The organism is Aquimarina sp. 433 (genome assembly GCF_054054605.1).
This window is the reverse complement of the sequence record NZ_JBSWZK010000011.1, coordinates 16,105-32,018: the sequence shown is the minus strand read 5'-3', so window position 1 is coordinate 32,018 and position 15,914 is coordinate 16,105. Positions and strand designations below refer to the sequence as shown.

Sequence of the window (15,914 nt, the reverse complement as noted above, 5' to 3'; positions counted from 1 at the left end):
GAAAGATTGTATTTTTCTTTTACGAGCTTTCTTTTTCTGTTATAGATCTTATAAAAAACGTTAGCATCATTCCTATGCAAATCGATATAAATAACATTTAATCCTTGATTAAGATACACGGAAAACGTAGTTTCTAAAGTATCTATTCTTTTGGTATTATATATCGACTGCACATTCATATCTCTATTCTTTTTCCCGATCTGATTTATAGTTTGTAATACCTAATTTGTGGTTAAAGCAAATAAGTATTGTCAGGTATAAAATTAGATAAACAGAAAATTTGTTAAGAGCGACTTCTTTGTGGAAATTTTCTTTTTTTCGATGAATGACACATAAACTCTACAAAAGTGTTTATACTAGTAAAATGTTTTCTTTTAAAAAAGCGAAAGGCACGCCAACCACAGCATGCCTTTCTAACAACCTAACCAATAAATAAACAAACCAAAGCCAGTCTTAGCAACTGACTAAAGGTACTTTTCAAAATTTTTCACACGAATTGTTGCTTTTAAATCGTGTAATAAGTTATACAACCCAAAGAATGTTCTGTTGATATATAGGAAATGCTTACTTCCTCTATTTCCATTCATTTTCCTAAGCTCTGTATCTTTAGAATATTTTTCACTTAACTCTGTTATCTTATCCCAAAACTCTTGATCTGCGAAGTCAAAAACTTCTTCATTAAATGGTTTTGTAAATAAACTTAACATCTCATAAAATAGCTCCGAGAAGAATTTCTTCTCTTCTTCAGAATCATCTTCTCGGAGTATTTCGAGTTCAAACATCTTTTGAGCAAAGAATTCTGGATTATTTATATTTTCTCTTTCAGCTAATTCAAAATAAGGAGTATAAAACTCCAACGGTACTTTCTTTACACATCCAAAATCTATTGCAATTAGATTTCCCTCTTTATCTACCAAGAAATTACCAGGATGTGGATCCGCATGTACAGCTTTCAGGATATGCATTTGATACATATAAAAATCCCAAAGAGCTTGTCCTATTCTATTGGCTTTTTCTTGATCCTCGTTATGTTTTGCAAACTCACTAAGATGCTCTCCATCCATCCAATCCATCGTAATAATTCGCTTACTAGATAAATCTTCGTAATACTTTGGGAACTTTAGATTTTCAATTTTAGCGCAGGCATTTGTAATCTCTTTACTTTGCTTTACTTCCAATACGTAATCAGTTTCCTCTAGTAATTTCCCTTCTAACTCCTGAAAATACTTATCAGAATCTTTCCCTTTTAAATTAAACATCCTGATGGCGATGGGTTTTACCATCGCCAAATCAGAACTTATGCTGTCTGCAACTCCAGGATATTGAATTTTCACAGCAAGTTTTTTCCCGTCTTTAGCGGCCTTATGTACCTGTCCGATACTGGCGGCATTAACAGATTGAGTTGCAAACGTATCATATAAATCTTCCGGATATTTTCCGTGATATTTCTTAAATGTCTTTCTTACTAAAGGAGCTGATAATGGCGGAACACTAAACTGTGATAGGGAAAATTTTTCAACATAAGCATTCGGCAATATGTTTTTCTCCATAGAAAGCATCTGCGCTACTTTCAATGCGCTACCTTTTAAATTTTTTAATCCGTCATAAATATCAGCGGCATTATCTTCATTTAGCTTATCTCTAGTAATGTTAGGGTTTATCGCTTTTTTACTATAATATTTCAGATAATTCCCTCCTACTTTTACACCAGTCTTTACCAATTCTGTGGTTCTACCTAGTTTGGAAGTGGGTATTTTATCAATTGTCTTCATATTCCTTTTCTCTATCTACAATCTTACTTTCAACTATTAATTCCACATGGCTTTTTCTTTCCAGAGGAATTTCCCCAAATCTAAAACACTGGTTAGTGGTGTATTATCAAATAAATCAAATATGGTATTCACTGATTTCTCGATAGCAATATCGGTTTTCTCGAAACCAGCAGATTCATCATCCATCCAAAACTTTAATAAGAATAAAAATTGCAACCAAGCTCCTTCTGAATACACAGAAACTGGATTTTTAGCTATTTTAAATAACTTTTCATCATTATCCGTTTCGATCAATTCCTTGGCGAAATGTTTGATATGCATTCTTAGTCCTTTTAACTGAGTTAAATTTTTAAGAGGCATATTATGGTATTGTAGCGCTAATAGCACGTAACTTCTGTTCAATGTCAACATTTCAAAAAACGTAAAAAAGAACGTCAGCATTTTATCCTTACTAGATAAATGAGCGTACTCTTTATTATTGTTCATCGCGTCTATTGTAGTACTAAAGAACGTATTCCAAATGCCTTTGTTTACACTATCCAAACTACCAAAGAACTCATAAAACTCTTCTTCTTTTATTTTTGACTCTTTACAAAATTTATACACCGACTTAGGGTATGTATCATGCTCTAAAACATAATTCATATACTTAGTTATGATGTACTGACTGTCTACGGTTTGTTTTTTACTGGATGATGCCATATCTATTAATTTACAGAGTAAAGATAGTCATTGTTTAACTTTTTTTAAAAAAACCTAAACAAAAAAATTGTTAAAGTTGTTTCATAAAAAATGAAACTTAAAGTTCTAATATTGAAGTAGACGCAATTCAATTATTATCCTTACGTATTATGGATAATTTGATCATAATGTCAGTTTGTCAGCAATATAGGATTGGTACTTTTTTTGTCTATGGAGAGACACAATAGTGATAATAAAAATTAAAACATAAAAGAATGGCAACAGGAAGTATTAATGTATCGGTTGAAAACATTTTTCCTTTGATTAAGAAATTCTTGTATTCAGATCACGAGATTTTTTTACGAGAATTAATATCTAATGCAACAGATGCAACATTAAAGTTAAAGCATCTAACCAATATTGGTGAAGCCAAAATTGAATATGGTGACCCAAGAATTGAAATAAAGATTGATAAAGAGAATAAACAACTACATATTATTGACCAGGGAATTGGTATGACTGCTGAAGAGGTAGAAAAATATATCAATCAGGTTGCTTTTTCTGGAGCGGAGGAGTTCTTAGAAAAATATAAGGATAGCGCCAAAGATTCTGGTATTATAGGTCATTTTGGATTAGGTTTTTACTCGGCTTTTATGGTAGCTGATAAAGTAGAAATCATTACAAAATCTTATAAAGATGAGCCTGCTGCTCACTGGACTTGTGATGGTTCTCCAACCTACTCTTTAGAAGCACATGATAAAACCGAAAGAGGAACTGAAATCATCTTACATATTGGCGAAGAAGAGTCTGAATTTCTTGAGGATAACAGAATAAGCGAACTTTTGGTGAAGTACAATAAGTTTATGCCTATTCCAATCAAATTTGGAACAAAAACTGAAACCTTACCAAAACCAGAGGATGCTAAAGAAGAAGATCCAGCACCTACTCAAGAGGTGGATAATATCATCAACAATCCAAATCCAGCTTGGACTAAACAACCAACAGATTTAAAGGATGAAGACTATAAAAGCTTTTACCGAGAATTGTATCCTATGCAATTCGAGGAGCCATTATTTAACATCCATTTAAATGTAGATTATCCTTTCAATCTAACAGGAATATTGTATTTCCCGAAGCTTGGACAGGATATGAATATGCAAAAAGATAGAATTCAGTTATATCAAAACCAGGTATTTGTAACAGACAATGTAGAAGGTATAGTACCTGAATTCCTTACTATGCTGCGCGGTGTGATTGATTCTCCAGATATTCCTTTAAATGTTTCTAGATCGTATTTACAGGCTGATGGGGCTGTAAAAAAGATTTCTAGTTATATCACCAGAAAAGTAGCAGATAAGTTAAACTCTTTATTTAAGAATGATAGAGAAGACTTTGAAAAGAAATGGAATGATATCAAAGTAGTGATCGAATACGGAATGTTATCAGAAGAAAAATTCTTCGAAAAAGCGGATAAATTTGCTTTATACCCAACCGTAGATGACACGTACCTAACCTTTGAAGAATTACAAGAGAAAATAAAAGATAATCAGACAGACAAAGACAACAAGCTAGTAGTCCTGTATGCTTCTGATAAAGATGCGCAACACGCTTATATTGCTGCTGCTAAAGACAAAGGATACGAAGTTCTATTACTAGACTCACCTATTGTTTCGCATCTAATTCAAAAACTAGAAACTAGTAAAGAAAATATTTCTTTTGTTCGTGTAGATGGTGATCACATCGATAATCTTATCAAAAAAGATGAAGAAACCATTTCTAAACTTTCTGATGAGGAAAAAGAAATCTTAAAAACAGATTTGGAAAAGGTTGTTCCTACTTCTACATATACAGTACAGCTAGAAGCAATGGATAGTAACGCTTCTCCATTTATGATTACCCAGCCAGAATTTATGCGTCGTATGAAAGAAATGCAGCAAACTGGTGGCGGAGGAATGAATATGTTTGGTAATATGCCAGAGATGTATAATCTGATCGTAAATACCAATCATGAATTGATCACTCAGATAAAAGATACCAAAACAGATAAAAAGAAGGAACGTCTTATCAAACAATCCTTAGACCTTGCTAGATTATCTCAAAATTTACTGAAAGGTGAAGAACTGACAGAATTTATCAAGCGTAGTTTTGAAATGATTAAATAAGTAAAAGCGTTTATCTTCTTTTAGCATGTAATTGAAACCGCTTCAGCAATTGAAGCGGTTTTTTTATTATCCAAATCTGGATATTTCATATTTTAGTATTTTTACAATATCATTTTCTTTATAAAGATTACAGAAACAAATGAATAACAGGTTTTTTCTTTTTTTAACAATACTTTCTATTGGTTTTCAAGGGATTGCGCAAGACATCATCTCTGGTTATATCCCTCTGGAAAATAATAAAGATGTAGAACAAAAAATTCACCTAAGTAAAGTAGATTTAAATGATACTGACAAAAGTTATTCATACACTAGAATAGCTTCTACTAACATTTCTGAACAAGGGTATTTTTCTTTTGATCAAAAATGGTTTTCCTCTAAAGACCATTTATACAAAATACAACTAGAACCTGTAGTAGCATCTACTACCAATAAACAAAACAAAGACTCTAAATTATTCATTTTATCTAAAAACGATTCTATACATTTTGAAAAAGGATCTTCTCCTTTTGAAACATATACCACGAATAACAAGGCTGACAAAGAATGGCAACAACTGAAGAAATTCGAATCTAAATTTGACACTTTACATGATGGCTTTGATACTGACCAGTATCTTCTAAGAACAAAGGGATATATTAAAGATTCACTTCAAATCTTGTTAGTAAAACTAATTAGCATCAAAAAGCTGGATGATAAGAAACTTCTAGATAAGGACATTATGGAAAACACTTCCTATTACACAAGTCTTTTAAAAGAACTAAAATCTAGTGAGATTGATCCTGCTTTATTTTTATACTTAGAGAATAAGCTTTCTTTAGTTTACAAAGAAGAAGCTGAACAAAAATATTCTGTTAGTATGCTACTAAACGGTATTGCTATATTAATAATTGGGAGCCTTATTTTCTTAGTGTTACGTAAAAGAAGAAAAGCACAAAATACCATTATTACCTCATCATTAAGCAAACAGGAAAACACTATTAAAGAGCTTATTCTTTCCGGAAAAACCAACAAGGAAATTGCAAATGAACTTTTTATTAGTGTAAATACGGTGAAAACTCATATTTCTAATATTTACAGCAAATTAAATATTACGAGCAGAAAAGAACTATTAATAAAAAACAAATAAGTCGAACCAATATTACTTTCTTCTGGAAACCATTCTATTTAAATTGATTCCTTACAATTGGGAATACGTTTATGATGTATATAAAAACATATAAAAAGAAAAACTCCTTCGATTAGAAGGAGTTTTTTACTATGAGTTATATTCCATTTCTTAGACCTCTAAATTATGGCAATAAACTAGCCACTGTATTTTTTTGAGTTATTTGAGTATTTTTATTTGTATCGATTACATTAGTTAATCTAGTAGTTTTTCTAATATCTGTAGTAAAACCATTTTTTTCTAATAAGCTCTTATAAAATTCAGTTTTAGTAGTATTCTTATTAGTAGCAACTTCTTTCTTTACTTCTTTAATTGCAATATCAAAGTTATTCGCTTTTACCAATGCTTTGAAAAAATCAGTTTTAGTACTTTTTACATTTTCGATAGATGTGTTAACTTCATTAGTAGCAACATCTTGTGCTGTGATAGTAAGAGTAGAAAATAAAACTGCGATGGTAAAGAAGATAGCTTTCATAGTATTGGGGGCTTAAGTTACTTTGATTAACTGATGTAAATTTAAGTCGAAAAAACCTCTCCATAAAATCTTTTAAAAACTTTTAGACAAAGTGGTTTTTTAAATCGATGAAATACACAAATTTTACGGTTTTACCGTACAAAATACACGTAATTTTTGTCATTTTGTAGGATTTTTAACGGTATAAAATTGATTAAACCACCTATAAAACAGCATTTAAACTATAATAATCGGTGTAAAACACATTTTAAGAAATAATTAATACGTAGTTACTAAATAAAAAGTTTATTCCTTAGATAAATGCAGAGGATTGTAATCTTTAAATAACCTACATCAAAAAGTTTGTTATTGAGATTGGCATTCTTTTGCTACTCTTGTTTCACATCTTATAAACCCTTTGTTTACAGGGATTTCTCATAAAATCATACCGGTACTAGTTCCTTTTTACGACCATCATTCTTTCGATTCATCCAATTTTTAGATTTCATTTGACTTTAAAAAAGAGAAACAATCAAATCAGATGCAGATCAATCGGTTTAAAAAATGGAACTTATTATTAGGTTGGTTAGTTTTTACAATTTCTTTAGGAGTATATATCAAAACTGTAGAACCTACCAATAGTTTTTGGGATGTGGGAGAGTATATAGCTACTTCTTCAAAATTACAAATTGGACATCCGCCTGGTGCTCCCCTATTTCAGATGATCGGTGCCTTTGCTTCTGTCTTTGCCACCAACCCAAAACAGATTGCCTATACTCTTAATCTTACATCCGCATTAGCCAGTGCATTTACCATATTGTTCATGTTTTGGTCAATAACAATGCTTCTAAGAGATTTAGCTTCCACCATAAATAGCAATACAAGAAACACACCCTTTACTATTTTAGGTAGTGCTATAGTGGGATCCTTAGGTTTTGCTTTTACAGATAGCTTTTGGTTCAATGCGGTAGAGGCCGAAGTGTATGCAATGGCCACACTAATACTATCCATTATGTTTTACTTAGGCTTATTATGGAAACGTGATATGCATACTCCAAAAGGAAATAAATGGATCATTCTAATTGCATTTGTTATAGGATTATCATTTGGAATACATTTTATGGGACTACTTTCTATTCCTGCGATAGGTATGCTATATTATTTTAAAAATTATAAAAGCATTACTATAAAGAATTTTATTATTGCTAATCTCATTGTAGTAGCGGTATTGCTTTTCATTTTCAAATTGTTTATTCCTTACACACTGACCTACATCAGTTTTGTAGAAATATTTTTTGTAAATACTATTGGACTTCCTTTTCATTCTGGAACCATATTATCTGTTATAAGCATCCTGGTACTTTTTTATTCAGGATTGAGATATACTCGAAAGAAAGCATATTCTTTATTAAATACTTCATTATTATGCTTGGCATTCATTTTAATTGGTTTTTCTAGCTGGTTAATGATTCCGGTGCGAGCTAATAGTGGCACTGTAATTAATGAAAATAATCCGAATAATGCTCGAGAACTACTAGCCTATTATAATCTAGAACAATACCCAAAAACATATCTTTTTTATGGTCCTCAATTTTCAGAGATCTATGGAAATCTCGACGAGAATGAACCCTATTTAGACGATAAGCCCAAATATGAAAAAGATATTGCTTCTGGAAAATACATTATCGTAAATGACTGGAAAAATGACAGACAAAACTTAGATAATACGCATAAGACTCTATTACCAAGAATGTGGAGTACAGAGCACATTAGTAATTATATGATCTTTAGTGGGCCATTAGAGTTCTCAATAAAAACAGAATTTCAAGATGAACAAGAACTGATAGAAACTGTTATCGATTTCAGAAAAAAATACGCTTCAGGAGAGTTAGATAATGACGACTATCATAAATTTTTAGAATCATTTGGTCAGTTTTTAGACATACAACCTCCTTCTTTTTGGGACAATGTATCTTATCTATTTCAATATCAGATCAATTATATGTATTGGAGATATTTTATGTGGAATTTTGTTGGTCGACAAGATGACGTACAAGGACGATTATCCGATTTACACGGTAATTGGCTAAGTGGTATTGATTTTATAGACAAGTTTCATCTTGGTTCTCAGGACAATTTACCTTCTGATGCTGCGAATAACAAAGCCAGAAACACCTACTATTTTCTACCTTTAATTTTAGGGTTGTTAGGAATTGTTTTTCAATTTCGAACTGATAAAAAAATGTTTTGGGTATTATTTATATTCTTTTTGTTTACTGGTTTATCCCTAAAAATTTATTTAAATGAAAGACCTTTTGAACCGAGAGAACGAGATTATGCCTTAGTAGGTTCTTTTTATGTATTTGCGATATGGATTGCATTTGGAGTTTTTGCTCTTTTTGATCTACTCAAAAACTATGTACACTCCAAGCATGCTTCCTATGTAGCAATTATCATTTCATTGTTAGGCGCTCCAGCAATTTTAATCGCTCAGAACTGGGATGACCATGATCGTTCCGATAGGTATACCGCCAAGGGTTCTGCACAAACGTATTTATCATCTTGCCAGAAAGACGCGATTCTATTCTCTATTGGAGACAATGATAGCTTCCCTTTATGGTATTTACAAGAAATAGAAGGATACCGTACCGATATTCGTATTTTAATTACAAACCTTTTGGCTACCGATTGGTACGTTGATCAGATGAAAAAAGCCGCTTATGAAGGGAAACCTGTTCCTTCGGGATTAGAGCATTCATTTTATGCCTATGGAAACAACGATGTAATTTATTTCAAAGAGGTTACTAAAGATACGATGCATATTAAAAACTGGATGCGATGGATAACCTCTAACGACCCGAGAACGAAAGGTGAACTTATGAATGGGAAAACGGTATCTACCTTTCCCACTAAAAACATTAGGATTCCTGTTGATAAAGAAAAAGTTCTTAAAAATGGTATCGTTTCTAAGGAAGATGCAGATAAGATTGTTCCTTATATCGATATTCATTTAAAAGGTGGTTATATTCCAAAACATAGATTAGTGATGTTAGATATCATAGCCAATAACGATTGGGAACGCCCTATATATTTCACAGGAGGTAGTTTTGGTGATGATGATTATATATGGATGAAAGATTATCTACAACTAGACGGTATGACCTATAAACTAGTACCTATAAAAACTAAAGTAAATCCTTCGAATCCATATCAATTAGGTAGAGTGAATACAGAAGTTATGTATAAAAATGTGATGAACTGGGATTGGGGAAACGGAGATAGTGCAGGGATTTATCATGATACCGAAACCAGACGCAATGGCATTTCATACAGAACAAATCTAAGCAGACTGGCAGAGCAGTTAATTAGGGAAAATCAAACCGAGAAAGCTGAAGAAATCTTAGATCTTGGGCTAGAAAAATTTCCTTTAGAATTCTACGAATACTATACACCACTTCATGATTTTATTCATAATTATTATCAGATTGACAAGACAGAAAAAGCAAGATCATTATGGAAACAGGTAGCAACCAAATACCAAGAACAATTAATCTATTTTTCTGGTTTATCTTATGAAAAACAGTATGAACATTTCGAAAACATCATGGATAACGTAACCTATTACAGAGATCTTATAGATACATTAGTTACGAACAAAGATGATGACCTTATCGATCAGGAAATTGATACTTTTAATCAGTATATCAATCTTTTTCCACGATTTTTTGCAAAACAGGAGCTACCTAAACCCGATTCGGAACCAGAAAACAGTGAGGATTTATTAAAAGAATTAGGATTAGAACAGGAAGTGGAGTAAATCCAGAATGTATTTGATTTAAGGTAATAAAAAAACCTCCTGACCCAAGTTTTCAGGAGGTTTTGATATATTCCTAAGAAGATAATAAGTCCCGTTCTTCTAAGAAATGAATCCAACTAACCCTTTACAGGTTTTGTTGTTTCCTTTTTACCAATATGCTTTGCATAGAATCCCATCATAGCTTTATACATCGCTATAGAATTTTCTTCTTTTGCAAAACCATGGCCTTCATCATATTTTACCATATATGGAACATCAAATCCTTTATCACGTAATGCTTTTACGATCTGATCAGACTCATCTATATTTACTCTAGGATCGTTAGCTCCTTGTACCACAAACAGAGGTTTTTTGATCTTATCGATTTGATACACCGGGGATACTTCTTCCATAATTGCTTTTTCTTCAGCTACATCCTCATCATACCAGATTTCTTTGATAATTTTTAAATATGGTTTCCAATATGGTGGAATTGTTTTCATGAATGTAAATAAGTTAGATACTCCTACATAATCTACTCCACAAGCATATAAATCTGGTGTTTTTGTTAATCCTCGTAGTACTGCGTATCCACCATGACTACCACCGTAAATAGCAACTTTATCTTTATCTACCCATCCTTGATCAATAACGTATTGCAATCCATCTTCTACATCATCCATCGCTTTTCTACCGATCTGTTTGAATCCTGTTTCTAAAAACTCTCTACCATATCCTCCAGAAATTCTAAAGTTCACTTGCAATGTTGCATATCCTCTACTTGCGAATAATTGTGATTCTGGATTGAATCCCCAAGAATCTCTAATACCTTGTGGTCCTCCATGAGGATTAACTACCAATGGTACTTTTTTTCCTTGGATAGCTTCTTTAGGCAATGTAATATATCCATGAATTGTTAAACCGTCTCTACTCTTAAAAGTAATTGGACGCATTTCTGCCATATCGTTCTCCTTTAGCTGAGGCATTAAATTATACAATAGCTTAAAGGTATCTTTCTTAGCATCATAAGAGTAATACACTCCATATAACTTATCACTTTGTAAGAAGATCAAATACTTATCTTCATCATCTGTCTTTCCTGCTATTGAATATTGGTGATCAGGAAATTTTTTAGTGATTTTTGAGTGTAATTTTTTATAATAATCGCTTACTGGTACTACCACTCTCTTTTCTCCCTGATAAGAGAAATAATCTAATTCATATCCTCTTTTTCTAGATAAAGAAAGATTAGAGACATCATATTTATCATTAGAGAATAACTTCTTGATTACTTTGTCTTTTTTTAAGTCGTATAAATAAATTTGTGACTTGTCTGTTTCTAAGTTAGATACCACATACGCATCATGAGGGTTATCTGTAGAATAATCATAGTTTAGGATAGAAAAGGTATCTTTCCAATTCATTTGCTTAAGCACCTCATATTTCCCATCTTCTTTAGCGTAATAGAAATCTACATTTACTCCATCTCTTATTTTTCCATATCCTCGTAGATTACCATCTTTATCAAAACTATATCCTGCTATTGGGTTTGCAGCATCTTCATTGGTAAATAATTGCTTAATCTCTCCTGTAACAATATTAATTTTATAAGGCTCAAAGATTTGTTTATTATTTTTATTCATAGAGATAATCATATGATCTTTATCCTCTTTTAAACCTTCTAATATATTTACCTGAACACCTTCATACGGAGTTAATTCTTTCTGATCGGTTCCATCTATGTTTGCTGCAAAAAGATGGTAATCTTCATTTCCACCTTTATCCATAACATATACTAATCGCTCATTGTTTGCCCAACCGTATCCTCGTATTAATTCTTCTTTTTCTTCTATAACACGTGTTACTTTATCAGTTGCGATATCCTTTACGTATACATGATTTTTACTGTTATCATCTTTCTCTCGATAAGAAAGATACTTTCCATTTGGAGAAAACTGAAAACTTCTAGCTTTTGGTTTTGCAAAATAATCCTCTACAGAATACTTATAATTGCCTTGATCCAAATTTGCCATTTTTTCTAATTCCGAATCTGAAGAAACCAATGATGGGTTTCCAGGTATCGTTTTCTCTGATTTTTCCATTTCTAATGGTAGTTCCATTCCGCCTTGATAAAAAGTTCCTTTTAATTTACTATTCTCCAGAGATGCTATATATTTAATCCCTGCTTGTTTGAAGATCAAAGTTAATTGATTGTTTTCAAAAACTGTGGAATCCATTGGAATTCCAGAAGCTCCTTGCGAAGGACTATCCATCGTAGAAGAAAGTGCTCCTTCTTTCTCTTCTATATGAAATACTAAAGGTACTTCCGTTCCTTGTACAGATAATTTACCTTTCCAAGTTCCTATTGCATCCTGACTGTATATTTGAGTAAATGCCATACAAAGCATGACCATACAGATACTCAAAAAATTCTTTGATAATTGTTTCATGTGATTTTTATTAGATTGATGATAATTATTTAGATATACGGAATTAGTAATCGACAAGGCAATTTTGTTACATTATTTAAAAAAATTAACAAAATTTAATTTCAAAATACCTAGACGGTAAATCATAATATCTGTTACAATTTTCATAAAGATTATAGTACTAGATGCGCTTTTACTATTTTAGATTATAAACACAAATAACCTTACTATGAAAAGAATAATATTGGCTCTGATAACCCTTTGTCTATTGTCATGTGATCAGAAAAAAAAGGAAGAAAAAGTAGTTCCTGAAGTAAAAGAAGAAATAGAACAAATTCCTGTAGAAGCTGATGGAGGAATTGGAGATGGAGCTTTATCTATCACTGACCATTTTATTAAGAGTATCGAAAAAGCTCATAAAAAAGAAAAATTCCTAAAACACAAAGCCATAAGTTTTGATATCAAAATTCTATTTAATGGTAAGGAACACTTGGAAGGAAAGATTACGATGCTTACCAACTCTTCAAAAATTAGAATCGACAAAAAAGATAATAGTACCCTAGTGTATGATGGTGAAAAAGTATTCTTGTATCCCGCAGATGCTAATGATCAAGGAGCACGATTTGATATGTTTACCTGGACTTACTTTTTTGGGTTCCCTTATAAATTCAGTGATCCTGGCACGAAATGGGAAATGCAAGAAGATCGTAAGCTAGGAGACAAAACCCATAGTACTGCCAAACTTACTTTTGAAGATGGTATTGGAGATGCTCCTGATGATTGGTACGTAATCTACGCAGATCCAGATGCTAAGTTACTACAAGCAGCAGCTTATATTGTAACCTTTGGAAGTGATGGAGATATTTCTAAGGCCGAAGCAGATCCTCATGCGATACAATATAAAGATTTTAAACCTGTAGATGGTATTCTATTTGCTACTTCATGGGAGTTTTATGGTTGGACTGCTGAGAAAGGAATGACAGACAAATTGGGAGAAGCTACCATTTCTAACATTACTTTTATTGAAGATGAAGGAAATTTATTTGATGATCCTGGAAACTCTAAGATTATTGAATAACCGTTTCAATACATAAAAAAAACACCGCTCACATGGCGGTGTTTTTCCACTTACATAATCCAGTTAACACAGTCAGTCTACAATCCGGATATCACAAATTGTTCCCAAGACCCTATAGCTGTTCTATTACAGGTCATTGGTTTTGTTCCGTTTTCAGAACTTATATATTTTCCATTATTGCCTTTTAACGCATAGGTATTTCCACCAACATTTTCCAAGGTAAATTGTTCCCAAGCACCAACTTGAGACCTATTACAAGTAATTGGTTTTCCTCCATTTTCGCTACTCACATATTTACCATTATTACCTTTTAGTGCAACTTTTCCTCCGCTTAGAGTAATAACTTCAAACTTTTCCCAAGATCCTATAGTTGTTCTATTACAATTCATAGGATTACTTCCGTTTTCACTACTTACATACTGATTATTGTTTCCTTTTAATGTAATGATTCCGGAAGCAGTACTTGGAGGGTACATCTTATTAATTCCATCTACATCACTATTAGACAATCCATTTCTTTGCGCATTATATGTACTTCCATTAAGTCTTGTAATAGTTGGTTGTCCATTCTTAGAAAATGCGTAAGAACCATACATCATAATACTTCCTAAATCTAAACTAGAAGTATATTCATTTCCATCTTGTCCTTGTTCTGTATATGTTCTGAAATTAAATTCTCTTCCATCTTGTATATTTTCAAAAAGAATTTGAATGTACTGATCTCTATCTTTTCTACTTTGTTCATGCCATAATCCAATAGCGTGACCAATTTCATGAATTGTATTTCCGGTAGAGCAACCATTAGCTAATGTAATCTCTTGTCGACCTCCAATTCGGCCAACGTAAGAAGAACAACCTGATCCATTTCTAAAGTATACATAATTGGTCTCGTTAGTACGTTTTACAAACCTTAGTGCGGTTTTAGACTCCCAATGGGCAATTGCATTCGTAATACGAGCTTGATTAGGCATTCCACTTTGGATAGCATAATACACTGTATTGTTAGGCCATCTACCTCCTACTCTACCAACACCTTTGTCTGTTTCTGATGGTAAAACCTTGATATCTCCTTCTAAAATGTAATGCTTATTTACACTTTCTACCTCTACTTCTTCTCCTTCTAACAAAATCTGAATTAATTCTCCAGTTTCTTCGGGATATGCTTGTTCGAGTATGAAATCTTCAAATGGATTTTGTTGATCGATTGATTCTAATTCCTGAGATTCACAGGAAATAATAAATATGCTTGTGGAAATAAGAAACAATCCCGCAAATAATGAGAAATATTTTTTCATGGTTGAGTTTGTGTTAGGTATAAAAGTTTATACAATGGTATGGATTCCTTTTAATTTTTTTTACTGTAAAATACTAAGTGCTTTCTAACCGTATAAAACCGATCCATATAAAAAAGTATTCGTTTTTACGTATAACATTTATCTTATTATCATTGTGCGAATAATTGAACCTAATCTGTATGCATGACACGTTAAAATCTATCTCACTAATCTTATTTTTTTGTATCTTTAGATAGCACACAGATTAGCATATATAAATTAAAATTCTTTCTCATGACTCCTTTATTTAAAAAACTTCAACTTCCTCCTTCTCTTGATGAAATTTTAATATTAAACGAGCCAGAAGGTTTCTGCAAAGAATTAGATTGTTTGAAAGATGTTACAGTAAAGGAATCTTTAATTCAAGTATCCGAAGTTGATTTTGCTTTAGTATTTGTCACTGAAAAAAAACAGATTGAAAATCGTATAGAAACTGTATATCCAAAATTAGTTGGTGATGCGGTATTGTGGTTTGCATACCCTAAAAAAAGTTCCAAAAAATACAGTTCTGAAATCACAAGAGATCATGGATGGGGTGTTTTAGGGGATTACAATTTGGAAGCCGTTAGACAGGTGGCTATTGACGAAGATTGGAGTGCTTTAAGATTTAGAAAAGTTGGTTTTATCAAAAAAATGACAAGGAGTAAAGATTTCGCATTGAGTAGTGCTGGAAAAGAAAAAACTACAGGTTTTTAATGAGTTGGCATTTATTTCTTTTATCCGGTATTTTTATTCTTGCAGGTATTTTTCATTTCGTAAAACCTAAAGCTTTTATGAGAGTCATGCCTTTGTATATTCCCTATCACAGACAACTTGTTTACTTAAGCGGTTTAACCGAAATCGCAGCAGGAATTGGGTTATTATTTATAACAACAAAATCTGCAGCAGCATGGGGAATTGTTACAATGCTTATTTTGTTTTTTCCTGTACATATTCATATGCTGATGAATCAAAAAGCAGGTCTTGGATTGCCTAAAACAATTCTTGTTTTACGATTATTACTTCAATTTGGTTTAATATATTGGGCGTATTTATATACCTAA

At 32.1% G+C, this 15,914-nt stretch carries 11 protein-coding genes; 6 read left to right on the top strand and 5 right to left on the bottom strand.

Annotated features, from left to right (window positions below; genetic code table 11):
• Positions 1 to 464 precede the first annotated feature (464 nt).
• Complete coding sequence (locus tag ACWNT5_RS19750) at positions 465 to 1,772, bottom strand: ABC1 kinase family protein (protein ID WP_299899967.1); 1,308 nt, start codon at positions 1,770 to 1,772, stop codon at positions 465 to 467.
• A 36-nt stretch (positions 1,773 to 1,808) separates the two neighbouring features.
• Positions 1,809 to 2,474, bottom strand: coding sequence for a TetR family transcriptional regulator C-terminal domain-containing protein (locus ACWNT5_RS19745; protein ID WP_299609262.1), 666 nt, complete (start codon positions 2,472 to 2,474; stop codon positions 1,809 to 1,811).
• Positions 2,475 to 2,728: 254 nt separating this feature from the next.
• Between ACWNT5_RS19745 and htpG the strand changes: the two genes are divergently transcribed.
• Both htpG and ACWNT5_RS19735 read left to right on the top strand, forming a co-directional pair.
• Positions 2,729 to 4,615, top strand: coding sequence for a molecular chaperone HtpG (htpG, locus tag ACWNT5_RS19740; protein ID WP_456518360.1), 1,887 nt, complete (start codon positions 2,729 to 2,731; stop codon positions 4,613 to 4,615).
• A gap of 139 nt (positions 4,616 to 4,754) precedes the next feature.
• On the top strand, positions 4,755 to 5,741 hold the full coding sequence (locus ACWNT5_RS19735) for a response regulator transcription factor (RefSeq protein WP_456518359.1): 987 nt from the start codon (positions 4,755 to 4,757) through the stop codon (positions 5,739 to 5,741).
• A gap of 163 nt (positions 5,742 to 5,904) precedes the next feature.
• Here the strand turns inward: ACWNT5_RS19735 and ACWNT5_RS19730 are convergent, their stop codons facing one another.
• Complete coding sequence (locus ACWNT5_RS19730; RefSeq protein ID WP_299899976.1) at positions 5,905 to 6,255, bottom strand: hypothetical protein; 351 nt, start codon at positions 6,253 to 6,255, stop codon at positions 5,905 to 5,907.
• 520 nt (positions 6,256 to 6,775) lie between these two features.
• Between ACWNT5_RS19730 and ACWNT5_RS19725 the strand changes: the two genes are divergently transcribed.
• Entirely contained in the window at positions 6,776 to 10,051 is a 3,276-nt protein-coding gene (locus ACWNT5_RS19725; RefSeq protein WP_456518358.1) for a protein O-mannosyl-transferase family, read from the top strand.
• Positions 10,052 to 10,167: 116 nt separating this feature from the next.
• Here the strand turns inward: ACWNT5_RS19725 and ACWNT5_RS19720 are convergent, their stop codons facing one another.
• A complete protein-coding gene (locus tag ACWNT5_RS19720; protein WP_456518434.1) occupies positions 10,168 to 12,438 on the bottom strand; it encodes a S9 family peptidase in 2,271 nt (756 codons plus the stop codon).
• Between the two features lie 250 nt (positions 12,439 to 12,688).
• On the opposite strand from ACWNT5_RS19720, the gene ACWNT5_RS19715 reads away from it, so the two are divergent.
• The gene (locus tag ACWNT5_RS19715; RefSeq protein WP_456518357.1) at positions 12,689 to 13,537 is read left to right on the top strand and encodes a DUF6503 family protein; all 849 of its coding nucleotides are present in this window, start codon (positions 12,689 to 12,691) and stop codon (positions 13,535 to 13,537) included.
• Positions 13,538 to 13,614: 77 nt separating this feature from the next.
• Here the strand turns inward: ACWNT5_RS19715 and ACWNT5_RS19710 are convergent, their stop codons facing one another.
• On the bottom strand, positions 13,615 to 14,832 hold the full coding sequence (locus ACWNT5_RS19710) for a M12 family metallopeptidase (protein ID WP_456518356.1): 1,218 nt from the start codon (positions 14,830 to 14,832) through the stop codon (positions 13,615 to 13,617).
• Between the two features lie 273 nt (positions 14,833 to 15,105).
• Here ACWNT5_RS19710 and ACWNT5_RS19705 point away from each other — a divergent pair, with 273 nt between their 5' ends.
• Together ACWNT5_RS19705 and ACWNT5_RS19700 are read left to right on the top strand one after the other, a co-directional pair.
• Positions 15,106 to 15,567, top strand: a complete 462-nt coding sequence (locus ACWNT5_RS19705; protein ID WP_299609244.1) for a hypothetical protein — start codon at positions 15,106 to 15,108, stop codon at positions 15,565 to 15,567.
• The gene (locus ACWNT5_RS19700; protein ID WP_456518355.1) at positions 15,567 to 15,914 is read left to right on the top strand and encodes a DoxX family protein; all 348 of its coding nucleotides are present in this window, start codon (positions 15,567 to 15,569) and stop codon (positions 15,912 to 15,914) included. Before ACWNT5_RS19705 ends, ACWNT5_RS19700 begins: the two co-directional genes overlap by 1 nt.